19 protein-coding genes and 1 pseudogene are annotated in these 22,593 nt (G+C 72.5%); 11 read left to right on the top strand and 9 right to left on the bottom strand.

Annotated features, from left to right (window positions below):
- Positions 1-12: 12 nt before the first annotated feature.
- Positions 13-3,237, bottom strand: a complete 3,225-nt coding sequence (locus FPZ22_RS09180) for an efflux RND transporter permease subunit (RefSeq protein ID WP_144892356.1) — start codon at positions 3,235-3,237, stop codon at positions 13-15.
- Between the two features lie 49 nt (positions 3,238-3,286).
- On the bottom strand, positions 3,287-4,399 hold the full coding sequence (locus tag FPZ22_RS09175) for an efflux RND transporter periplasmic adaptor subunit (protein WP_144892354.1): 1,113 nt from the start codon (positions 4,397-4,399) through the stop codon (positions 3,287-3,289).
- A gap of 76 nt (positions 4,400-4,475) precedes the next feature.
- On the opposite strand from FPZ22_RS09175, the gene FPZ22_RS09170 reads away from it, so the two are divergent.
- The 3 genes from FPZ22_RS09170 (at position 4,476) to FPZ22_RS09160 (ending at position 7,299) form a co-directional block, all read left to right on the top strand.
- Complete coding sequence (locus tag FPZ22_RS09170) at positions 4,476-5,156, top strand: TetR/AcrR family transcriptional regulator (protein WP_144892352.1); 681 nt, start codon at positions 4,476-4,478, stop codon at positions 5,154-5,156.
- 107 nt (positions 5,157-5,263) lie between these two features.
- Positions 5,264-5,917 (top strand): protein-L-isoaspartate O-methyltransferase family protein, encoded by a 654-nt coding sequence (locus tag FPZ22_RS09165; protein WP_144892350.1) that lies wholly within the window; start codon positions 5,264-5,266, stop codon positions 5,915-5,917.
- Between the two features lie 38 nt (positions 5,918-5,955).
- Positions 5,956-7,299 (top strand): TolC family outer membrane protein, encoded by a 1,344-nt coding sequence (locus FPZ22_RS09160; RefSeq protein WP_144892348.1) that lies wholly within the window; start codon positions 5,956-5,958, stop codon positions 7,297-7,299.
- Positions 7,300-7,314: 15 nt separating this feature from the next.
- On the opposite strand, the gene waaA is transcribed toward FPZ22_RS09160, so the two are convergent.
- The gene (waaA, locus tag FPZ22_RS09155) at positions 7,315-8,616 is read right to left on the bottom strand and encodes a lipid IV(A) 3-deoxy-D-manno-octulosonic acid transferase (protein ID WP_144892346.1); all 1,302 of its coding nucleotides are present in this window, start codon (positions 8,614-8,616) and stop codon (positions 7,315-7,317) included.
- Positions 8,617-8,684: 68 nt separating this feature from the next.
- Here waaA and lpxL point away from each other — a divergent pair, with 68 nt between their 5' ends.
- Positions 8,685-9,593, top strand: coding sequence for an LpxL/LpxP family Kdo(2)-lipid IV(A) lauroyl/palmitoleoyl acyltransferase (lpxL, locus tag FPZ22_RS09150; RefSeq protein WP_144892344.1), 909 nt, complete (start codon positions 8,685-8,687; stop codon positions 9,591-9,593).
- 10 nt (positions 9,594-9,603) lie between these two features.
- Here the strand turns inward: lpxL and FPZ22_RS09145 are convergent, their stop codons facing one another.
- From FPZ22_RS09145 to FPZ22_RS09125, 5 genes are all read right to left on the bottom strand, one after another.
- Positions 9,604-10,944 carry an O-antigen ligase family protein gene (locus FPZ22_RS09145; RefSeq protein ID WP_144892342.1) on the bottom strand — a complete coding sequence of 447 codons (1,341 nt, stop codon included), beginning with the start codon at positions 10,942-10,944 and terminating at the stop codon, positions 9,604-9,606.
- Positions 10,928-12,055, bottom strand: coding sequence for a glycosyltransferase (locus FPZ22_RS09140; protein WP_144892340.1), 1,128 nt, complete (start codon positions 12,053-12,055; stop codon positions 10,928-10,930). The genes FPZ22_RS09145 and FPZ22_RS09140 overlap by 17 nt, the downstream gene beginning before the upstream one ends.
- Before the next feature lie 25 nt (positions 12,056-12,080).
- Positions 12,081-12,275 carry a zinc-finger domain-containing protein gene (locus FPZ22_RS09135; RefSeq protein WP_144892338.1) on the bottom strand — a complete coding sequence of 65 codons (195 nt, stop codon included), beginning with the start codon at positions 12,273-12,275 and terminating at the stop codon, positions 12,081-12,083.
- A gap of 63 nt (positions 12,276-12,338) precedes the next feature.
- Positions 12,339-13,079 carry a pirin family protein gene (locus FPZ22_RS09130; RefSeq protein ID WP_144892336.1) on the bottom strand — a complete coding sequence of 247 codons (741 nt, stop codon included), beginning with the start codon at positions 13,077-13,079 and terminating at the stop codon, positions 12,339-12,341.
- The gene (locus FPZ22_RS09125) at positions 13,076-13,666 is read right to left on the bottom strand and encodes a malonic semialdehyde reductase (protein WP_144892334.1); all 591 of its coding nucleotides are present in this window, start codon (positions 13,664-13,666) and stop codon (positions 13,076-13,078) included. Before FPZ22_RS09125 ends, FPZ22_RS09130 begins: the two co-directional genes overlap by 4 nt.
- 81 nt (positions 13,667-13,747) lie before the next feature.
- Between FPZ22_RS09125 and FPZ22_RS09120 the strand changes: the two are divergent.
- From FPZ22_RS09120 to FPZ22_RS09110, 3 genes and pseudogenes are all read left to right on the top strand, one after another.
- A pseudogene (locus tag FPZ22_RS09120) lies at positions 13,748-14,720 on the top strand (mitochondrial fission ELM1 family protein).
- Positions 14,721-14,785: 65 nt separating this feature from the next.
- Positions 14,786-15,271 carry an Mpo1 family 2-hydroxy fatty acid dioxygenase gene (locus FPZ22_RS09115; RefSeq protein ID WP_144894088.1) on the top strand — a complete coding sequence of 162 codons (486 nt, stop codon included), beginning with the start codon at positions 14,786-14,788 and terminating at the stop codon, positions 15,269-15,271.
- A 109-nt stretch (positions 15,272-15,380) separates the two neighbouring features.
- Positions 15,381-16,268 carry a DMT family transporter gene (locus tag FPZ22_RS09110; protein WP_144892332.1) on the top strand — a complete coding sequence of 296 codons (888 nt, stop codon included), beginning with the start codon at positions 15,381-15,383 and terminating at the stop codon, positions 16,266-16,268.
- 1 nt (position 16,269) lies between these two features.
- On the opposite strand, the gene FPZ22_RS09105 is transcribed toward FPZ22_RS09110, so the two are convergent.
- Positions 16,270-17,142, bottom strand: coding sequence for an NAD-dependent epimerase/dehydratase family protein (locus FPZ22_RS09105; RefSeq protein WP_144892330.1), 873 nt, complete (start codon positions 17,140-17,142; stop codon positions 16,270-16,272).
- 155 nt (positions 17,143-17,297) lie between these two features.
- Between FPZ22_RS09105 and FPZ22_RS09100 the strand changes: the two genes are divergently transcribed.
- From FPZ22_RS09100 to FPZ22_RS09085, 4 genes are read left to right on the top strand one after another with little or no spacing between them, the layout of a single operon-like run.
- Positions 17,298-20,129: a monovalent cation/H+ antiporter subunit A gene (locus tag FPZ22_RS09100; RefSeq protein WP_144892328.1), complete on the top strand. Its 2,832-nt coding sequence runs from the start codon at positions 17,298-17,300 to the stop codon at positions 20,127-20,129.
- Entirely contained in the window at positions 20,129-20,491 is a 363-nt protein-coding gene (locus tag FPZ22_RS09095; protein WP_144892326.1) for a Na+/H+ antiporter subunit C, read from the top strand. The genes FPZ22_RS09100 and FPZ22_RS09095 overlap by 1 nt, the downstream gene beginning before the upstream one ends.
- Positions 20,488-22,035, top strand: a complete 1,548-nt coding sequence (locus FPZ22_RS09090; protein ID WP_144892324.1) for a monovalent cation/H+ antiporter subunit D — start codon at positions 20,488-20,490, stop codon at positions 22,033-22,035. The genes FPZ22_RS09095 and FPZ22_RS09090 overlap by 4 nt, the downstream gene beginning before the upstream one ends.
- Entirely contained in the window at positions 22,032-22,526 is a 495-nt protein-coding gene (locus FPZ22_RS09085) for a Na+/H+ antiporter subunit E (protein WP_144892322.1), read from the top strand. Before FPZ22_RS09090 ends, FPZ22_RS09085 begins: the two co-directional genes overlap by 4 nt.
- Positions 22,527-22,593 lie beyond the last annotated feature (67 nt).

The raw sequence follows: 22,593 nt of genomic DNA, 5'->3' as shown, positions 1-22,593 counted from the left end.
CTATAGCCGCTCCTACAGTGGAGAGGTTTTGCGCGAGGGATCCGGCGAGGGTCCGGGCGCCGGTTCGTCGCGGCGTACGCGGAACCAGGCGGCGTACAGAGCGGGCACGAACACCAGGGTGAGCACGGTCGCGACCGTCAGCCCGCCCATGATCGCCACCGCCATCGGCCCGAAGAACACGCTGCGCGACAGCGGGATCATCGCCAGGATCGCCGCCAGCGCGGTCAGCACGATGGGGCGGAAGCGGCGCACGGTGGCGTCGACCACCGCGTCCCAGCGCGCATGGCCGGCGTCGATGTCCTGCTGGATCTGGTCGACGAGGATGATCGAGTTGCGCATCACCATGCCGGCCAGCGCGATCGTGCCCAGCAGCGCCACGAAGCCGAAGGGCACGCGGAACACCAGCAGGAACAGCACCGCCCCCACCAGCCCCAGCGGCGCCGTCGCCAGCACCATCGCGCTGCGCGAGAAGCTGCGCAGCTGCAGCATCAGCAGCGTCGCCACCACGAACAGGAACAGCGGCATGCCGGCGCGGATCGAGTCCTGCCCGCGCGCGGAGTCCTCCATGGTGCCTCCGGTCTCCAGCAGATAGCCCGACGGAAGCGCCGCGCGGATGCCTTCGAGCTCCGGCAGCAGCGCGTCCACCACCGATGCCGGCATCACGCCGTTGCGGACGTCGGCGCGCACGATCACCGTCGGCAGCCGGTCGCGATGCCAGATGATCCCGTCCTCGAAGGCGTACTCCAGCCGCGCCACCTGGGACAGCGGCACCGGCCTCCCGTCGGCGCCGTGCACGGCGAGGCTGCCCAGCCGATCGAGGCCCATGCGCTCGTCGGCCGGCCCGCGCATCACCACCTCGATCAGTTCGTTGCCTTCGCGGTAGACGCCCACGGCCTGCCCGGACAGCGAGGCCGTGAGGAAGCGCGCGAGGCGCTGCGAATCCACGCCCATCACCCGCGCGCGCTCCTGGTCGATCACCAGCCGCACCACCTTGCTCGGCTCGTCCCAGTCGAGGTTGACGTTGGCGACATGCGGATTGGCGCGCACCACGTCGGCGACCCGGCGCGCGATCTCGCGCGCGCGGTCGGCGTGCTCGCCCGAGACGCGGAACTGCACCGGGTAGCCCACCGGCGGTCCGTTTTCGAGCCGGGTCACGCGCAGCTGCAATCCGGGGAAGTCGATGGCGGCGTCTTCGACCAGCCAGTCGCGCAGGGTTTCCCGGCCCTCGACGTCGCGCGCCAGCACCACGAACTGGGCGAAGCTGGTCTGCGGCAGCTGCTGGTCCAGCGGCAGGTAGAAGCGCGGCGAGCCGCTGCCGACGTAGGCGACGAAGTTGTCGATTTCATCCCGCGCGGACAGCAAGGCCTCCATGTGCCGCACCGCGTCTTCGGTCGCGCGCAGGGAAGCACCCTCCGCCAGCTCCAGGTCGACCATCAGCTCCAGCCGCTGCGAGTCGGGGAAGAACTGCCTGGGCACGAAGCGGAAGGCGGCGACGGACAGGACCAGAAGTGCGACGGTGACGAGGATCACCAGCCAGCGGTGCAGGAGGCACCATTCGAAGACGCGCCGCAGCCCGCGGTAGAACGGCCGCTGGTACGGGTCGTGGCCGCCCGCCGCCTCTCCGCCCGCCACCTCCCCGCCCGGTGCCAGCACGAAGGCGTACTGCGGCCAGCGGTCGGCCAGGCGCAGGCGCCAGGCGCGGCGGCGCGCAGCCAGCGAACCCGGGCGGGGTGGCCGCGGACTGGCGAAGTCCGGGAGCATCCTCTCGCCCAGCAGCGGGATGAACAGCACCGCGGCCACCCAGGACACGACGAGCGCGATGGTGACCACCTGGAACAGCGAGCGCGTGTACTCGCCCACCGAGGAGGCCGCGGTCGCGATCGGGAGGAATCCGGCCGCGGTCACCAGGGTTCCCGTCAGCATCGGGAAGGCGGTGTGCGACCAGGCGTAGCCCGCCGCCGTCAGGCGGTCGTCGCCCTGCTCCATGCGGATGGCCATCATCTCCACGGCGATGATCGCGTCATCCACCAGCAGGCCCAGCGCCAGCACCAGCGCCCCCAGCGACACCTTGTGCAGGCCGATTCCAAACCAGTGCATCAGCGCGAAGGTCATCGCCAGCACAAGCGGGATCGACACCCCGACCACCAGCCCGGTGCGCAGGCCCAGCGAGAAGAAGCAGACCAGGAGCACGATCACCACCGCCTCGGCCAGCACCTTCACGAACTCGCCCACCGATTCGCGCACCGCCGCCGGCTGGTCGGACACCTTGCGCAGCTCCATGCCCAGCGGCAGCGTGTCGCGCAGCCGTGCCGCCTCCGCGGACAGGGCGTCGCCAAGCGCCAGGATGTCGCCGTCCCTGCGCAGCGCCACGCCGATGCCGATCGCATCCACGCCCATGAAGCGCATCCGGGGCGCCGCGGGATCGGCCCAGCCGCGCCGGACCTCGGCGATGTCGCCCAGGCGCAGGCTGCGGTCGCCCGCGCGCACCGGCAGCGCCCGGATCTCGTCGATCGAACGGAAGGCGCCGTCCACGCGCAGTTGCACGCGGTCGCTGGCGGTTTCCACGAAGCCCGCCGGCACGACGGCATTCTGCTGCGCCAGCGCCTGCTGCAGGGCTTCGACGGGCACGCCCAGCGTGGCCAGGCGGGTGTTGCCGGCCTCCACGAAGACCTTCTCGTCCTGCAGTCCGATCAGCTCGACCTTGCCGACGTCGGGCAGGCGCTGCAGCTCGAGCTGGATGCGTTCCGCATAGTCCTCGAGCACCGCGTAGTCGAAGCCTTCGCCGGTGAGCGCATAGATGTTGCCGAAGGTGTCGCCGAACTCGTCGTTGAAGAACGGCCCGACCACTTCGGCCGGCAGGGTGGCGCGGATGTCGCCCACCTTCTTGCGCACCTGGTACCAGAGCTCCGGCACGTCGCGCGAAGGCAGCGAATCGGCTGCCATGAAGATCACCTGCGACTCGCCCGGGCGCGAGTACGAGCGGATCGTCTCGTAGCGGCCGGTGTCCATCAGCGCGCGTTCGACGCGATCCGTGACCTGGCGCGCGACCTGGTCGGCGGTGGCGCCCGGCCATACCGTGCGCACCACCATGGCCTTGAAGGTGAAGGGCGGATCCTCCGACTGGCCGAGCTGTCTGTACGACCAGGCGCCGACCAGGGCCGCGACCAGCATCACGTAGACCACCAGGGCGCGGTTGCGCAGCGCCCACTCGGACAGGTTGAAGCGCGAGCGCGTCATGCGGGCACCATGCGCGCCGCCGGAGGCGCCCTGTGCCTGCGGAGGGCGGTCACGGCGCCGGCACCGCTGCGGCGCCGGGCACGGGGCGGTTGTTCCGATCGACCGCGCTGACCTCCTGTCCCTCGCGCAGCAGGTGGCCGCCTGCGATCACCACCCAGTCTTCCGGCTCCAGCCCGGCGGTCACCGGCACCGTCTCTGCGCCGAACGGCCCCGTCCGCACCGCCGCTGCGTGCACCCGCCCGTCCTCGTGGACCCAGACCATGGGCGCGCCGTCGTCGCCGCGTTGCACCGCCGCCAGCGGCACGGTCAGGGTCGCGTCCCCGCCGGCGGCAAGCACCTTCGCGCTCTGGCCCAGCGCGACCCGCGACGCGTCGGCACCGTCGAGCGCCACGCGCGCGGCATAGGTGCGCGCCACCGGGTCGGCAGCCGGGGAGATCTCGCGGAAGCGGCCGCGCAGGCGCTCGCCCGGTGCGGCCCACAGTTCGACCTCGACCGGCTGGCCGACCGCGTACTCGCCCACCACCGACTCCGGCAGCGCGATCGCGACTTCGCGGCCACCGTCGGCGGCCAGGGTGAACACCGCCTGCCCCGCCGCCACCACCTGCCCGGCTTCCGCCTGCCGGCTCGCGATCACGCCGTCGGCCGGCGCCAGCAGGCGGGTGTGCGCGGCCTGGTTGGCAGCCAGCTCGGCGGCCGCGCGCGCGGCGCGCATCTCGCCGTCCGCGGCGCGCCAGGCGGCCTCCTGGGCGTCCAGCGCGGAGCGGCTGACCAGCTGTTCGTCGGCCAGGGTCGCATAGCGGGCACGGTCGGCGGCCGCGCGCCGGAGCTGGGCCTCGGCCGCGGAAAGCCGCGCTTCGGCGGCACGGACCTGGGTGTCCAGGTCGCCAGGGTCGAGCACCGCGAGCAGGGTGCCGCGGGCCACGCGGTCGCCGACGTCGACCTCCCGCCGCACCAGCTTCCCGCCGACGCGGAACGCCAGCGGACTTTCCTCGCGGGCCCGCACTTCACCCGAGAAACTGCGGGCGACGCCCGGGGCCGGCTGCGGACGCGCCACCATCACCGGCCGCGCCGGAGCGGGCTCCGGCTGTCCCGCGCCACAGGCGGACAAGGCGAGCGCGAACATGGCCCCGGCCGTCCAGCGGATCCTGCGCCTGCCTGCCATGGGTTGCTCCCTGCATCGATCCGCGCCAGAGGCCGCAATGCTATGGTTACCGAACTCGACGGTCCAGTATTCGCGGATGACCACGCCAGACACTAGCCAGGCAGCGCCGCGCCCGGCCCCGGGCCGCCCGAAGGATCCCGCCAAGCGCGCGGCCATCCTCGAGGCCGCGCAGTCCATGTTCCTCGAGCACGGCTTCCAGGGCGTCAGCATGGACGAGATCGCGGCGCGGGCCGGGGTCTCCAAGCTCACCGTGTACAGCCATTTCGGCGACAAGGGGGCGCTGTTCGCCGCGGTGATCGCGCACCACTGCGAGCAGCAGGTGCCGCCGGAGCTGTTCACGCCGGCGCCCGGCACGACGCTTCGGCCGCGCCTGCTCGGCATCGCGCGCGCGCTGCATGCACTGATGTTCTCGCCCGAGGCGGTCGCGGGCTTCCGCCTGATGTGCGCGCCCGAGCAGCTGGACGCGCGGCTTTCGACCATGTTCTGGGAGGCGGGCGCCGGCCGGCTGCAGGCCGGCTTCGCGGCGCTGCTCGCCCGCCGGACCGCCGCCGGCGAGCTGGAAGTCGGCGATCCCGCGCGCGCCGCGGGCCAGTTTTTCGCCCTGCTCAGGGGGGAATTCCATACGCGCCTGCTGCTGGGATGCGAGGACGTGGGCGGCTTCGACGTCGAAGCCCACCTCGAGGCCTCGGTGGACCTGTTCCTGCGCGCGTACCGCCCCGGCGCAGCCGCGGAACCCGGCAGCCGGCGGTCCCGGTGACTTCCGGCACTCAAAGGGCGAGCGCCGCCATGGCGATGCTGTCTCCGCCTTCCCTCCCCAATACACCGTAAAATGGCGGGTCATCCAGACCAGCCAGGCCCCCCACCATGACCCTCGATTTCGCCAAAGCCCGTGAAGCCATGGTCGAGCAGCAGATCCGCCCGTGGGAGGTGCTCGACACCCGCGTCCTCAACGTACTCCTGCGGCTGCCGCGCGAAGCCTACGTTCCCGCCGCGCACCGCGCGCTGGCGTACGCGGACGTCGCGCTGCCGCTGGCCCACGGCGAGTCGATGATGAAGCCGGTGGTCGAAGGCCGCGCACTGCAGGCGCTGTCGCTGGACGGCTCCGAGGACGTGCTGGAGATCGGCACCGGCAGCGGCTTCATGGCCGCCTGCCTGGGCCGGCTGGCGCGGGCGGTGACCACCGTCGAGCGCCACGCCGATCTCGCCGGGACCGCGGGCGCGACCCTGCTGGCCCAGGGCGCGACCAACGTCTCGGTCGTGCACGCCGATGCGTTCTCGTGGGAACCGGACCGCCAGTTCGACGCCATCTGCGTGACCGGCGCCGTGGACACCGTTCCCGACCGTTTCCTCGGCTGGCTGCGCCCCGGCGGCCGCATGTTCATCGTGCGCGGCCGGCTGCCGGCGCTGGAGGCGGTGCTCATCCGCGCCGACGTCAACGGCCCGCGCATCGAATCGTTGTTCGAAACCGACCTCGCCTACCTGGCGGGCGCGGCGCCTGTTCCGGCGTTCGCGCTCTGACCCGCCGGCTGACCCGCCGGAACCACAAGGACCCCCCGATGACCCGTCGACCCCTCGCCCTCGCGCTCCTCCTCGCCCTGGTGCCCGCCGCGGCATCGGCGGAAGACCTGCTGCAGACCTACGAACTGGCGCGCAGCAACGATCCGGCGCTGGCGATTTCCGAGGCCAACCGGGACATCAGCCATGAAGGCCGCGTGCAGGCACGTGCCGCGCTGCTGCCGCAGATCAGCGGCAGCGCGTCGCTGAACCGCAGCTATGCTGCAGGCGTCGACGGCGACGCCCGCCGACGCAGCGTCGGCGTCGATCTCAGCCAGACGGTGTTCGACCTCGGCGCGATCTCCAACCTGCGCGCGCAGCGCGCCCTCGACACCGCCGCCGGCTTCGATCTCGACGCCGCCAACCACCAGCTGATCACCCGCACCTCGGCCGCGTATTTCAACGTGCTGGTGGCGATCGAGACCCTGGCCGCCGCCGAGGCCGCCGAGGCCGCGCTGCAGAAGCAGTACGACTTCGCCGACAAGCGCCTCGAGGTCGGCCTGGCACCCATTACCGACGTGCACGAGGCCCGCGCCCAGTACGACGCCGCGCGCGCCAACACCATCCTGGCGCGCAACGCGCTCGAGGACGCCTACCAGGCGCTGGCCGAGATCACCGGCCGCCCGGTGCGGACCCTGCGCGCGCTTCCGGAGGACTTCCAGCCCGAAGCACCCGTGGGTGACGGCCTGGACCGCTGGCTGGCCACCGCGATCGAGAACAACCCGTCGCTGCGCGCCGCGGAATACAGCCTGAGCGCCGCCGAGCATGGCGTCACCACCGCGCGCGCGGGGCATCTGCCGCGGCTGACCCTCGGGGCGGGCTACGACAATGGCGCCGCCTGGGGCGACCTGGGCACGGGTGGCTCCGGCGGCACGCCCACCGGCGAGGGCCACAGCATCGGCCTCACCCTGAGCGTGCCGATCTTCGCCGGCGGCGCCACCCAGTCCCGCGTGCGCCAGGCACTGTCGAGCCGCGACATCTCCGAGCAGCAGCTCGAGCAGGCCCGCCGCGCGCTCGACCGCAACACCCGCAACGCCTACCAGACCGTGGTCGCCGGCGTCAGCGAGATCGAGGCCCGCCGCCAGGCGCTGGTCTCGGCGCGCAGCGCCTACGAGGCTTCGCAGGTCGGCCTGGAGGTCGGCACCCGCACCGTGGTCGACGTGCTGATCAACCAGCAGAACCTGTTCAACGCCGAACGCGAATACGCGCTGGCGCGCTACAACTTCCTGCAGAACCGCCTGCTGCTGGCGCAGGCCGCGGGCACCCTCGGCATTGCCGACGTGCAGGAGATCAACCGCCTGCTCACCGTCGAGGCCGCCACGCCCGACACCAGCGCCGGCGGCTGACCGCCGCCGCGGAGATCACGCCGGAGGCAGCTCCGGCGCGATCATTTCCACTGTCCGCGCGAGTGCGCCGCGGCCCTCCGCCACCAGGCGCAGTCCTTGCGCGGCCATCGCTGCGCGCGCATCCGCGTCGGCCAGCAGCCGCGCCACCGCTGCGCCCACGGACTCGGCGTCGGCACCGATGCGCAGCGCGCCGGCCTCGTCCAGCTGGCGCGCGATGTCGGAGAAGTTGTGCAGATGCGGGCCCGTGACCACGGCCACGCCCAGCGCCGCGGGTTCGAGCAGGTTGTGTCCGCCCACCGGCTGCAGGCTGCCGCCGACGAAGGCCACCTGCGCGCAGGCATAGAAGTCGGCCAGCTCGCCCAGCGTATCGATCACGAACACACCATCCTCGCGGTCGGGCCAGCGCGTGAGTTCGCGCGTGGCCACCCGCCAGCCGGCTTCGACGCAGGCCTGCGCCACCGGCCGGAAGCGCTCGGGATGGCGCGGCGCCCACAGCAGCACCAGGTCCGGCCAGCGCGTGCGCAGGCGCCGGTGGATGGCGATCACCGCGGCTTCTTCTTCCGGATGCGTGCTGGCGGCGATCCAGGCCTTGCGCCCGCCGCTGTGCGCCGCGAACGCGGCCGCGACCCGGCGCGGAGCATCGCCGACCTTCACGTCGAACTTGAGGTTGCCGAGCACCGAGACCGCACCCGGCTCCGCGCCGAGGCGCACGAAGCGCGCGCCATCAGCCTCCGACTGCGCAGCGACCCGGGCCAGCGTGCGCAGCACCCGGCCGATCAGCGGGCGCAGCAGGGCGTAGCCGCGGAGCGAACGTTCGGACAGGCGCGCGTTGACGAGGTAAGCCGGCACGCCATGGTCGCGGCAGCAGAACAGCAGGTTGGGCCAGAGCTCGGTTTCCAGTACCAGCGCCAGCCGAGGCCGGAAGTGGGCGAGGAAGCGGCGCACGGCGCCGGACAGATCGTAGGGCAGATAGACATGCTCCACGCGCTCGCCCCACAGCGCACGCACGCGCGCCGAGCCGGTTGGCGTGATGGTGGTCACCAGCAGCCGCAGGTCCGGACGGCTTTCGAGGAGGGCGTTGACCAGCGGCGCGGCGGCATTGACCTCGCCCACCGAGACCGCATGCACCCAGACGCAGTCGTCCAGCGGCGGAGTGCTGTAGGCGGCGTAGCGCTCGCCCCAGCGCTCGAGGTATTCCGGTTGGCGGAAGCCGCGCCAGATCAGGTGATAGACCGTCACCGGCACGAGCAGGTACAGCACGGCCGAATACAGGCCGCGCAGCAGGCGTTCGACGGCGCGGTCCCGGGATGCGGCCATGCGTCAAGGATAGCGAAGCCGCCGTGCGAGGGGGCGCGTGTGGTCGTGCCGCCGGTAGAATCGTCGGCATGGCCGGACCCCACGACGACACGCCGCCACTCGGGCCCCGCCACTGGCCGGCATGGCTTGGCATCGGCGCGATGGCGCTGCTGGCGCGGCTGCCCTGGCCAGTGCAGCGGGCGCTGGGCCGCACGATCGGCCGCCTGCTGCGACGCGCGCTGCCGGCGCGCCGGCGCGTGGCCGCGCGCAATCTGGAACTCTGCTTCCCGGAACTGTCCGCCGACGCGCGCGAAGCACTGCTGCGGCGCCATTTCGAGGCCATCGGCATCGGACTGTTCGAATTCGCCCGCGCCTGGTGGGGCTCGGTGGAGCCGCTGCGCCGCGGACTGGTGGTGGAAGGTCTGGAGCACATGGAGGCCGCGCGCGCGGGCGGCCGCGGGGTGATCGTGGTCAGCGGCCACTTCACCACGCTGGAGGTCTGTGGCCGGCTGATGTGCGACCACGCGCCGCTGGCGGGGATGTACCGCCCGCATGCGCAGCCGGCGATGGAGTGGGCGGTGCGCCGCGGCCGCGCGCGCTACGCCGCGGCCATGTTCCCCAAACAGGACCTGCGCGGCAGCGTCCGCCACCTCAAGCGCGGCGGCCTGCTCTGGTATGCGCCCGACCAGGATCCGAGCCGCGGCGAGAGCGTGTATGTGCCGTTCTTCGGCCAACCGGCGCACAGCCTGACCTCGACCCACCAGCTGGCGCGCATGTCCGGCGCCTCGGTGCTGTTCTACCAGCACGCGCGGCGCGAGGACGGCGGCTATACCCTGCGCCTGTTCCCAGCCAGCGAGGGCTATCCCACGTCCGACGCCACCGCCGACACCGCCGAGGTCATGGCGGCGATCGAGACCATGGCGCGCGCGGCGCCCGAGCAGTACCTGTGGATCCATCGCCGCTTCAAGCGGCGTCCCGACGGCAGCTCGGCGTACTGACGCCGCGGACTCAGTCCGTGCGCACGGCCGGCGCAGGTGCGTGCGCCAGCAGGCTGCCGGCGTAGAGCGCGGCCAGCATCAGGGTCAGCGCGCCCCAGAAAGTCGAATAGAACGCCAGGTGGGTGTTGAGCGGGAACACCGTCACCGCCAGCGCCAGCATTGCCGGCCGCGCCCGCTCGCGCGCCGAGGGCCCGGCGAAGCGCCAGGCCCGCAGCGCCAGCGCGACGCCGGACAGCCACAGCAGCAGGCCGACGATGCCGGTCTCGCTGAGCACTTCGAGCACGATCTGATGCGCGTGCAGCGCCGGCCCCTCGCCCCAGGCGGCCACCGCGCCCGCTTCCGGATCGCAGTCCGGGAAGGCCTCGCGGAAGCCGCGTGCGCCGACGCCGTTGATCGGATGCTCGCGCACCATGCACAGCGCCGCGCCCCAGATGCGGGTGCGGCCCGACAGCGCGACGTCGACGCCGGCCGGGTCGGCCTGCAGGGCCTGGGTGGTGCGCTGCAGGCGCTCGCGCACTTCCGGCGAGGCCAGGCTGACGGCGATGATCACCACGATGCCGGCGCCGAACACGGCCAGCAGCCGCTTCCACCCGAGCAGTCGCCAGCCCGACAGCAGCAGCACCAGCGCATAGGTCAGCCAGGAGGCGCGCGAGCCCGCGAATATGATCACGATGCCGACGGCCGCGGCCGCCACCACCCAGCCCGGCGTACGCCAACGGCGTCCCGCGGCATAGAGCACGAACGGCGACAGGCTGGCCAGCACCAGGCCGAGCTTGAGGTTGCATGGCCCGAGCACGCCACCGAGGCGGTCGGCGCGTGCCAGCGCGTCGAGGTCGCACATCGGCCGGCCGCTGATCAGCTGCTTCGCGGCGTCGATGCCCCAGAACAGCGGGCTGGTATCGAAGACCACTTCGACCAGCGCGTCGAGCGTCCAGATGCCCATGATCACCGCCAGTCCGCCGAAGGTCAGCCGCCGGCCGCGGCCATCGGCAACGGCGATCGCCACCAGCCACAGGAAGGGCAGGTAGCGCAGGTCGACCAGGGCCTCGCGCAGGGTGCGCCCGGGATCCACGGCGCCCACCGCCGACAGCAGCTCGGGCAGCCAGTAGGCGAAGAACAGCACGCTGGTCAGCGCCCAGGCCGGGCCGCTGAGCAACTGTGCGCCGCCGCGGAAACGGCTGGCCGCGAGCTTGACGATGGCCGCCAGCGCACCCAGCACGACGACGGCCTCGGCATAGCCGGGTGCCGGCCACAGGGCCACGAAGGCCAGCACCCAGTGCGGCGCCCAGCGCCAGCCGGCGGCGGTGGCGTGCGGCATCGCCTGCGGCGCGATGTCAGCGGAGTTCGTCATAGACCGAGAGCGTGGCGTCCTGCATCGAGCGGAGCGAGTAGCGGACGGGAACGGCGGGAATCGTAGCCCGAAGCCGCAGGTCGCGCGCGAGCAGCGCGGCCGCGAGCGCCTGCAGTGCGCCAGCGTCGAACACCGGCACGGCGCCCTCGGGCTGCAGCTCGCGCAGCAGTTCGCCGACGCCGCCATGGTCCCAGCCCAGGACCGGCCGACCCACGGCGAAGGCTTCGATCACCGTGCGGCCGAAGGCTTCCGGCTTGCGCGAGAGCTGCAGCACCAGGTCGCTGGCGGCATAGGCGGCGGCGATGGTCGAGGTGGGCGGCGTGATCGCCAGCGCGGCGTCGACGCCGAGCGTGCGCGCCAGCGCTTCCAGCTCGGCGACATAGGCGGCGCGCGCCGGGTCGCGGGCGCCTGGCATCCACAGCCGCGCATCCAGGCCGTCGGCGCGCAGCGCGGCAAGCAGGCCGATCGCGTCGGCATGGCCCTTCAGGCGCGTGCCGCGACCCGGCAGCAGCAGAAGCGGGCCGTTGCCGCCCAGCGCCGATTCGGCGCCCGCGGCCGCGGCGCGTGCCGCAGGATCCGGCCACGGTGCGCGCGGGAACGCGGCCGGATCGATGCCGCGCGGGATCACGCGCAGACGGTCGGGATCGGTGCGGGGGTAATGCCGCAGCACGTGCTCGCGCACCGTGTCCGAGACGCAGACCACGCGCTCGCCGCGGGCCATGATCCGGCTGTAGCGCGAGGGCGTGTTGAGGCCGTGGACGGTGGTCACGAAGCGGGGCCGCGCCGCCGTCGGCAGGCCGTGCAACGCACGCCAGCCGATCCATGCCGGCAACCGCGAACGCGCGTGCACGATGTCCACGCCCTGCTCCGCCATCAAGCGGCGCAGCGGACGCACCAGGCGCAGGGTGAGCAGCGACTTGCGGCCGATGTCCAGTTCGAAGTGTTCCGCGCCGGTGGCGCGCAGCGCCGGCAGCAGGCGGCCGCCCGCCGATGCCACGAGCGCGCGGTGCCCGGCGTCGGAGAGAGCCTCGGCGATCTCCAGCGTGGAACGTTCGACGCCGCCCGATTCCAGGGCGGGAAGCAGCTGCAGGACGGTCAGCGGCCGGGGCATGCGCCGGCGGCGCGCGGCGCCGGGCTCAGTCGACCAGGACGAAGTGGGCGCCGCAGTAGGGGCAGTCGGACTCCCCGCCTTCGCTCTCGATCGGCAGGTAGACCCGCGGATGCGAGTTCCACAGCGCCATCGAGGGCAAGGGGCAGCTCAGCGGCAGGTCGGCGCGGCGCACTTCGTACTGCTTCTGGGCGTTGGCGGGCTGCGGCTGGTGGCTGGACATCGCGAAGTGACCGGTTTGCTGTGACCGCGACAGTCTAGCCTGCCCGGGCGCGCGTGGCTCGGTTCAGGCCGGCAGCGCGAGCAGCAGGACGTCGGCATGGCCGGCACCGCGGGGGTTGGCGAGCGTGGCGGGCACATCCGCGTCGCCGGCGCGCCAGGCGATGCCGTCGCCGGGGCCCAGGCGAAGGCCGGGCGGGTCCGCAGCGACCTCGCCGTCCAGCACCTCCAGCCAGCAGTGCGCGCCCTCGGACGGGGGCAGGTCGAGGGCCTGGCCTGGAGCCAGTCGCGCGCGCGCCACCCGCGCACGCCGGTGCAGGGGAAGCGCTGCCCAGGCGGCCCCGGCGCCCGCAGCGGCATCACCCGGATCCGCCGCCGGCACCGGCACCGCCACAGCCGGCACGGCATTGACGTGTTCCGGCCGCATCCAGAGCTCGACCAGGCGCAGCCGCGCGGAGATCGAGGCATTGGCGAGACGCACGGCCAGGCCGTGGCCGGCGCCGATCCACAGCGCGCCGCCGGCGTCGACGCGGACGCGGCCGAGGTCGCCGCAGTCGGCGTCGAGCGCGCCCTCCAGGACCAGCAGCAGGCGCTCCATGTTGGCCACCCTGCCCTCGTCGCACACCGCAGCCGGCGCCCAGTCCTGGCGCGACAGGACGCGCAGTGCGCCCCAGCCCATCCATTCCCGGTCGAACGCATCGCCGCGGGAAAACGCCTCCACGGCCTCGATGCCGCCGGCGCGCGAATGGAAACGCGCGGCCGCAGGTCGCGGCCGCGGCGCGCCGGGTCCGTCTCCCGCGGCGCTCATTCGATGCGCGCGGCCTCGTCGAACGGCAGCCGCGGCGAGCGCGGGAACAGCTGCGCCGGATCGCCATGGCCGAGGTTGACGAGGATGTTGGAACGGATCGCGGTGCCCTTGAAGAAGGCCTCGTCGACCATCGCGTTGTCGAAACCGCTCATCGGCCCGCAGTCCAGGCCCAGCGCGCGCGCGGCCAGGATCAGGTAGGCGGCCTGCATGCTCGAGCCGCGCAGGCCGACGCGCTCCAGCCGGGCCTCGTCCGAGCCGGCGAACCACGAGCGCGCGTCGGTGTGCGGGAACAGCACCGGCAGCTTGTCGTAGAACGCCAGGTCGTGGCCCACGATCACCGTCACCGGCGCGGCCAGGGTCTTGTCGCGGTTGCCGTCGCTCAGCGCCGGCGCCAGCCTGGCCTTGGCCTCCGGCGAGCGCACGAAGACGAAGCGCGCCGGGCAGCTGTTGGCTTCGGTGGGACCGAACTTCACCAGGTCGTAGAGCGCGCGCAGCGTGTCGTCTTCGACGTCGCCGCCAATGGCGTTGTGGGTGCGGGCTTCGCGGAACAGCCGGGCGAGCATGGCCTGGGGCAGCGCGTCGTGCATCGGGAAACCTCGTGGATCATGTGACGGATCGCGCAGTGTAGAGTCCCGTCGGAGATTCCACCGACCCTCCGACGCAACGCTATGGTCCTGCACGCCATCACCACCGGCGCACCGGCCGAGGTCCTCGCCGTGAGCGACGGCCGCGCCGGCAACGCCCGCCAGGCGCAGGCCCTGGCCGCGGCGCTGGCGCCGGCGCCGCGGGAACTGGTGCTGGAACCGCGGGCCCCCTGGCGCTGGCTGGCACCGCGGAGGCTGCCCGGCGATCGCCACGCCTTCGGTGCGGCGTTCGCGGACGCGCTGGCGGCGCCTCCCCGGCTGGCCGTGGGCTGCGGGCGCCAGGCCGCGCTGGCCATGCGCCTGCTGCGCGCGCGGTGCGCGCGTGGTGCAGGTACTGGATCCGAGACTGCCGCCACGGCACTGGGACCTGGTGGTGGCGCCGGCGCACGATGGCCTGCGCGGCGACAACGTCATCACCCTGGCCGGCAGCCTGCATCCGGTCGACGATGCCTGGCTGGCCCGCGGGCGCGCGGCGTTCGCGGACCTCGCCACGCTGCCGGCGCCGCGGATCGCGGTGCTGGTCGGCGGCCCGAGCGCACACGCGGCCTTCGACATCGGCGATTTCGACGCGCTGGCCGCCGCCGCCGAAGCGATGGCCCTCCGCGAAGGCGGCAGCCTGATGCTCACGGCCTCGCGACGCACGCCGGCGCCGGTGCGCGACGCGCTGCGCGCGCGGCCATGGGCAGTGCCTGTCCGGACCTGGACCGGAGCCGACGACGGCGACAATCCCTATGCGGGCCTGCTCGGCTGGGCCGACCGCATCGTCTGTTCCGCCGACTCGGTGAACATGCTCTCGGAAGCCTGCGCCACCGCGGCACCGGTGCATGTGCATCGTCCGGACGCCGTGCGCGGGCGGCCGCGCGCCTTCGTCGAGGAGCTGCTGGCCCGCGGCCGGGTGCGCCCGCTCGACGGGACGGCGGCCGGCTTCGATGCGCGACCGCTGCGCGAGACCGCGCGCGTGGCCGCGGAGGTGCGTGCGCGCCTCGGCCTTCCCTGAGCGGTCGCGCGCGGCGGCGGGTGGATTGCCCTATGCTTCCGGAACGACGCGTCGAGGGCTCCATCATGGCGGACACCGGTCACGCAGGCCGTCCGATCGACCGCTGGTTCGCCAGCTATTCGGGCGACCACCGCAATGACACCAACCAGGCGATCCACGTGGTCGCCGTGCCGGCGATCCTGTGGAGCGTGATCGCGCTGCTGTGGTGCATCCCGGCGCCGGGCACGCTGTTCCAGCCCGGGATCTGGGCCGCGCTGCCGATGTTCGCGGCCTGGCTGTTCTACCAGCGCAGCTCGCGCCGGCTGGGCGTCGGCATGCTGCTGGTGTTCGTGGCGCTGTCGGCGCTGACCTGGTGGCTGTTCGGGGCGCTCGGACGCGGCGGCCTGCTGAAACTCGCGATCGCGGTCTTCGTCTTCGCCTGGATCGCGCAGTTCATCGGCCACAGGCTCGAGGGGCGCAAGCCGAGCTTCTTCACCGACCTGGTGTACCTGCTCATCGGGCCTTCGTGGGTGCTGGCGAAGCTCTATCGGCGGATGGGGTGGCGCTGGTAGCAGGCCGATGTGACCCCGGGGTGTCCCGGGTGTGCGGTGGGACGCTGCGTGCCGGCCCGGCGGCCGCGCGACGTGGGCCACCAGGGCGGCGGCCGGGCGACAATGGCGCATGTCCCCGCGCGACCTCACCCTGATCCTGGCCATCTGCCTGGCCTGGGCCGGCAACTTCCTGTTCTCGGCCTATGCCCTGCTCGAGATCCCCGCCTTCCTGTACACGGCGCTGCGCATGGCGATCGTGGCCCTGGTGCTGCTTCCGTTCGTGAAGCCGGTGCCGCGGGCGCAGTGGCCGCGGCTGCTCGCGGTAGCGCTGTGCATGAACGTGTTCCACTTCGGGCTGAGCTTCTGGGCCCTGCGCCTGGCCGGCGAGCTGTCGGCGGTGGCGATCGTGATGCAGAGCTACGTGCCGATGTCGGCGCTTCTGGCCTGGGCGGTCCTGGGCGAGCGCTTCGCCTGGCGCACCGGCACCGCGATCGCGGTGAGCTTCGCCGGCGTGCTGGTGATCGGCTTCGACCCCTCGATCGTCGACAGGCCTTCGGCCATGCTGGCGATGCTGGTATCGGCCGCCTTCCTCGCGGTGGGCACCGTGCTGATGCGCCGACTGGGCGGAATCGGCATGGTCACCCAGCAGGGCTGGAGCGCGCTGGTCGCGGTGCTGCCGCTGCTGGCGATCAGCCTGCTGCTCGAGCCCGGGGGCCTGGCCGCGCTGCCTGCGGCCTCTCCCCGGGCGTGGATCGGCGTGTCCTACTCGGCGCTGGTGGCCTCGCTGCTCGGCCATGGCGTGTACTTCCTGCTGCTGCAGCGCCATCCGGTGGCGGAACTCACGCCCTGGCTGCTGTTGACGCCCCTGCTGGCGGTCGTGCTGGGCATCGTGTTCTGGGGCGACAGCCCCGGCACGCAGCTGTGGGTCGGTGGTGCGCTGGTTCTCGGCGGCGTCGCCACGATCGCGCTGCGGGCGAAGGCCAGGGCGCGGCCGCTGCCACCCGCGCGCGAAATCTGACTCAGCGCGGCGCGAACATCGCCGCCTCCGGATGGAACGCGCGCGGCGCATGGCCCAGCGCCGTGGCCGCCGGCGCGGCGTCGAACACCAGGTCCTCGCGCAGGCGCGCCTGCGCCTGGGCTCCGAAGCCCTGCAGACGCCCGGTCGCTCGGAGCGTCGCCGCGAGCATCGAGAACAGCGGCGGCGGCAGCTCCAGCAGCCGCGCCGGTGGCCGCAGCGCAGCGAGCACGCGCGCGACCATGTCGCGGTAGGCCAGGGTCTCCCCGCCGGGGAGGTCGTAGCCGCGACCGCCGGCGCCATTCGCGGTCAGGGCCGCGACCGCGGTGGCGGCGAGATCGTCCACGTGCACCGGCTGGCGCAGGCCGGTCGCGCCGCGCGGCAGCACGAACAGGCCGGACCGCCGTGCCAGCGCGGCCATGCGGGTCAGGGTCCGGTCGCGTCCGGCTCCATAGACCAGGGTCGGGCGCAGCACGATCGCCCGGCTGCCCCGTGTCGCCGACGAAGCGAACAGCGCGTCCTCGGCGGCCTCGAGGCGCGCGGCCAGATCGCGCTCGGCGGGGTCGGCCGAGGCGTGCTTGGCCGCCAGGCTGGTGGAGCCGAACGCGACCACGCACGGCGAGGCGACGCTGCCGCCGGCTTGCCAGCGGGCGAAGTGGTCCAGCGGCCCGCAGCTCAGGATCGCGTCGTAACCGCGGGCCAGCGGCGGCATCTCCTGAAATCCGCCGCGCAGCCAGCGCAGTCCCGGCGATGCCGACTGCGCCGTGCGCGACACCGCGTCCACGTCCCAGCCCGCCCGCAGCAGGCGCGCGAGCACGGCCTCCCCGATCTGCCCGCTGCCGCCGAACACGAGCACGCGGCCCGCGCCGCGGGTCATCGCGACGGGACCGGTCGCGGCGGCATGGCGACACGAAAAGAGACGGCACGCATGGGCAAAGGATAGGCCAGGCGACGCCGGGAGCGACGCCGGGCGCTGCTAGAATCCGGTGCTCGCCGCGCGGAGCGCGGTTCCCCCGGCAAGAAAGGACCCCGATGCTCGAACTCATGCTGGCCCTGCCCTTCGTGCTGGCGCTGGTGCTCGCGATCCTGCGCGACGCACCCGCCAAAGCGGTCGCATGGCTGGCAGGCCTGGCCCCGGTGCTGGCGCTGGCGGTGCTGGCCTGGCTGACGCCGGCGGTGATGGACGGACAGATCCCGCGGACGATGCACGAGTGGTTGCCGCAGGCGGGGCTGGCCTTCAGCCTGCGCCTGGACGGCCTGGGCTGGATGTTCTCGCTGATGGTGCTGGGCATCGGCGCCCTGGTGGTGCTGTACGCCTACTACTACCTCGGCCCACGGGAAAAGTACCGGCGATTCTTCTGTTTCCTGCTCCTGTTCATGGGCTCCATGCTGGGCATGGTGCTGTCGGGAAACCTGCTGCTGACGGTGGTGTTCTGGGAACTCACCTCGATCAGCTCCTTCCTGCTGATCGGCTTCTGGTTTCATCGCGACGATGCCCGCGAGGGCGCGCGCATGGCCTTGACCATCACCGCCGCCGGCGGCCTGGCGCTGCTGGGCGGCGTGGTGCTGATCGGCCGCGTGGTCGGCAGCTACGAGCTCGACGCGGTGCTGGCGGCGGGCGAGACGATCCGTGCGCACGAGCTCTACCCCTGGATCCTCGGCCTGGTGCTGGCCGGTGTGTTCACCAAGAGCGCGCAGTTCCCGGTGCACTTCTGGCTGCCGCACGCGATGGCGGCGCCGACCCCGGTGTCGGCCTACCTGCACTCGGCGACCATGGTGAAGGCCGGCGTGTTCCTGCTGGCGCGGCTGCATCCGTCGCTGGCGGGCACCGACCTGTTCTTCTACGTGGTCAGTACGGTGGGCGCACTGACGCTCCTGGTCGGCGCATGGAACGCCATCTTCCAGCACGACATGAAGGGGGTGCTGGCCTACTCGACCATCTCGCACCTGGGCCTGATCACCCTGCTGCTCGGCCTGTCGACGCCGATGGCGGTGGTCGCGGCGCTGTTCCACATCCTCAACCACGCCACCTTCAAGGCCTCGCTGTTCATGGCCGCGGGCATCATCGACCACGAGACCGGCACTCGCGACATGCGACGGCTGGGCGGCCTGCGCCGGCTGATGCCCTACACCAGCGCACTGGCGATCATCGCTTCGCTGGCGATGGCCGGCATCCCGCTGCTCAACGGCTTCCTGTCCAAGGAGATGTTCTTCGCCCAGGCGCTTGAGATCGAGGGCCACGAGGAGATGCGCTGGTTCGTCACCATCGCCGCCTTCCTGTTCGCGACCTTCGGCGTCGCCTACAGCCTGCGCTTCGTGCACGACACCTTCTTCGGCCGCGGCCCGCGCGCGGTCGACCAGGACGTCCACGAACCGCCGCGCTTCATGCAGGTGCCGGTGGCGATCCTGGTCGTGGCCTGCGTCGCGGTGGGCATCGCGCCGCAGTGGACCATCGGCCCGTTCCTGGAAACCGCGGCGCGCGGCGTGCTCGGCGACGCCCTGCCGGAGTACAGCCTGGCGGTGTGGCACGGCGTCAACACCCCCCTGCTGATGAGCTTCGGTGGCGTGCTCTGCGGCGTGCTGCTGTATCTCGGGCTCAAACGCGTACTCGACCTGCACGCCATCGTCCGCCAGTCGCAGGGCCGCATGCTGTTCCACCTGAACATCGAGGCGCTGTTCCGCCTCGGCCGCCGCTTCACCCATGCCGTCGCGAACGGCAGCATGCAGCGCAGCCTGCTGTGGCTTGTGCTGGTGGCGATCGCGGCCGGGGCCGCGCCCTTCGTCGCCGCATGGGGCGAGCCGCGCGAACCGGTGGCCTTCGTCTCGCAGCCGATGGTGCGCCTGGCCTGGGTGCTGTGGTGGCTGCTGGTCACGTGCGCGCTCGGCACCCTGGCGCTGTACCGCTACCGCTTGCTGGCGGTGCTGGTGATGGGCGGCTGCGGGCTGGCGGTCAGCATGACCTTCGTGGCGCTGTCGGCGCCGGACCTCGCGCTGACCCAGCTGCTGGTCGAGCTGGTGACGGTGTCGCTGATGCTGCTGGGCCTGCACTACCTGCCCAAGGATTCCCCGCGGCTGCGCTCGCTGCCCCGGCGCCTGCGCGACTGCGCGGTGGCGCTGGCGGCCGGCGCCGGCACCGCCGGCCTGGCCTGGGCGATGATGACCCGGCCGCCGGCGAACGCCGCCGCCGCCGAGATCACCGCGCGCTCGCTGCCCGAAGCGTGGGGCAGCAACGTCGTCAACGTGATCCTGGTCGACTTCCGCGGCTTCGACACCCTGGGCGAGATCACGGTGTTCGGCATCGCGGGCCTGGCGGTGCACGCCATGCTGCGCCGCGCGCGGATGGCGCCGGAGAAGGTCATGCCGGGACCGCCGATCAAGCTGCCGGTGCCGGCCGACCTGGCGCAGATGATGTTCCCGCTGACGCTGGTGGTCTCGATCTTCCTGTTCCTGCGCGGCCACAACTCGCCCGGCGGCGGCTTCATCGCCGGCCTGACGCTGGCGGTGCCGCTGCTGATCCAGTACGTGATCCAAGGGGCCGCTTCGGTGGAGACGCGCTTCGGCTTCGACTACATCCGCGCCATCGGCGCCGGGCTGCTGATCGCGCTCGGCACCGGCGCCGCGGCGATGCTGTTCGACCGGCCCTTCCTGGCCAGCGGCCACTACGACCTCGTGCTGCCGGTGCTGGGTACCATCCCGCTGGCCAGCGCCGCCGCCTTCGACCTCGGTGTCTACCTGGTCGTGTTCGGGAGCACCATGCTGATCCTGTCGATGATGGGCACGCTGAAGCCCTCCAAGACGATGATCGCCCACCGCGGCACCATCGACCCGGCCACGCGCTCGGCCCTCACCGGGGAGGCCAGCTGATGGAAATGGCCATCGCCAGCGGCATCGGCGTGCTGGTCTTCGCCGGCGTGTACTTGGTGCTGCGCGCGCGCAGCTTCGACGTGATCCTCGGACTCACCCTGCTGTCCTACGCGACCAACCTGCTGATCTTCTCCAGCGGCCGGCTGGTGGTGGGCAAGCCCCCGGTGCTGCAGGAGGGCATGGAGGCGACGCTCGCCAACCACACCGACCCTGTGCCGCAGGCGCTGGTCCTGACCGCGATCGTGATCTCGTTCGCGATGACCGCGGTCGCGATCGTGCTCGCCATGCGCAGCCGCGCCGACAACGACAGCGACCACGTCGACGCGGGCGACGTGCGCGACGGCCGGGAGGACCGCGGATGAGCCACCTGCCCATCCTCCCGATCCTGATCCCGCTGCTGGGCGGCGCGCTGTCGCTGTTCGTCGAGCACCGGCGCATCGGCACCGTGGTCCAGCGTTCGGTGGCCTGGGTCTTCATGCTCGCCACCCTCGCAGCCTCGATCCTGCTGGCGCTGCGCGCGCACGAGGGTCCGGTGCTGGTCTACCTGCTGGGCGACTGGCCGGCGCGCATCGGCATCGCGCTGATGGTCGACCGGCTCTCGGCGCTGATGGTACTGACCACCTCGCTGCTGGCCGGCGCCTGCCTGCTGCATGCCTGCTCCGGCTGGGACCGGCGCGCGCCGCACTTCCACGCCCTCTTCCAGCTGCAGCTGATGGGCCTCAACGGCGCCTTCCTCACCGGCGACATCTTCAACCTGTTCGTGTTCTTCGAAGTGATGCTGATCGCCTCCTACGGCCTGCTGCTGTCCGGCGGCCGCGGCGTACGGATGAGCGCGGGCCTGCACTACGTGGCCTTCAACGTCGCCGCCTCGACCCTGTTCCTGATCGCGCTGGGCATGGTCTACGGCGTGTTCGGCACCCTCAACATGGTCGAGATCGCGACCCGCGTGGCCGGCATCCCGGCGGGCTCCCTGCCCCTGGCCAAGGCGACCATCGGCCTGCTGCTGGTGGTGTTCTGCGCCAAGGCGGCCCTGATGCCGCTGTACCTCTGGCTCCCCGAGGCCTACACCCGCGCGCCGGCCGCGGTCGCCGCGCTGTTCGTGATCATGACCAAGGTCGGCATCTACTCCGTGCTCCGCGTGGGCTCGCTGATGCTGGGCGAGGACGCGGGCCCGCTTGCCGGCTACGGCTGGGACTGGATGCTGCCGGCGGCCGTGGCCGGGCTGGCGCTGGCCACCCTCGGCGTCCTGGCGGCCTCACGGCTGCGAGTGCTGGTCGCCTACGTGGTGCTGGTGTCGGCGACGACGCTGTTCATCGCCTTCGGGCTGCGTTCGGCGGGCACCATCGCCGCGGGACTCTACTACCTGGTGCACAGCACCTTCGTCGCCGCGGCGCTGTTCCTGATCGCCGACCTGGTGCGCCGCGGACGCGGCGACGCAGGCGACGTGCTGCGCGCGTTCCCGCCGGCCCCCGGCGTGCGGGTGGTGGCGGGCGCGATGTTCCTGGTCGGAGCGGTCTCCGTCGCCGGCCTGCCGCCGCTGTCGGGCTTCATCGGCAAGACCATGCTGCTGCAGGCGATCCCCGAGGCGGACATCCGATGGGCCTGGCCGGCCCTCCTCGGCAGCAGCATGCTGGTGATCGTGGGGCTGACCCGCGCCGGCACGCGCATCTTCTGGAAGCCGGTCCCGGTACTGCCGGCACTCCCCGACGGCCCGCGCCCGGTGCGCGGGCAGCTGCGGCTGCCGGAGACCATCGCCACGATGGTGCTGCTGGCGCTGGGAGTCGCGATGTCGGTGGCGCCTGGCCCGGTGACCGCCTACACCCGCGCCGCCGCGGAGCAGTTGCTGGCACCCTCCACCTACATCGACCAGGTGCGCGCGGCCATGCCACAGGGGAGGCGGCCATGAGATGGCGCCGTCGCTTCCTGCCCTCGCTGCCGCTCACGCTGGCGATCATCGTGTTCTGGCTGCTGATGGTGTCCGAGCTCAACGCCGCGCAGCTGGCCATGGCGGCGCTGCTGGGGCTCGTCATCCCCCTGTACGCGACCCGAATCGACCGCGAGTTCGCCCGCTTCGGCTCGCTGCGCCCGCTGCCGAAACTGCTGGTGGTCCTGCTATGGGACATCCTGATGTCCAATGTCCGCGTGGCCAGGCAGGTGCTCTCGCGCGAGGAGCGGATCCACTCCAGCTTCATCTGGTATCCGCTGGAGATCGGCAACATCCACGGCATCACCGCGCTGGCGTGCTGCATCACGCTCACCCCGGGCACGGTCACCGCGGCGCTGTCCGACGACCGCCGCTACCTGCTCGTGCACGTGCTCGACCTCGCGGACGAGGCCGCCCTCGTCGCCGACATCAAGCGCCGCTACGAGTGCCCGCTGATGGAGATCTTCCCGTGAACACGCCCGAGCTCGCCGGCATCCAGATCTTCGGCTTCGGCCTGATCGAGACCACCATCGGCATCGC

It is taken from the genome of Luteimonas granuli (genome assembly GCF_007795095.1).
Classification (GTDB): domain Bacteria; phylum Pseudomonadota; class Gammaproteobacteria; order Xanthomonadales; family Xanthomonadaceae; genus Luteimonas; species Luteimonas granuli.
The sequence above is the reverse complement of the archived record's forward strand: the minus strand, read 5'-3'. Positions and strand labels throughout refer to the sequence as shown.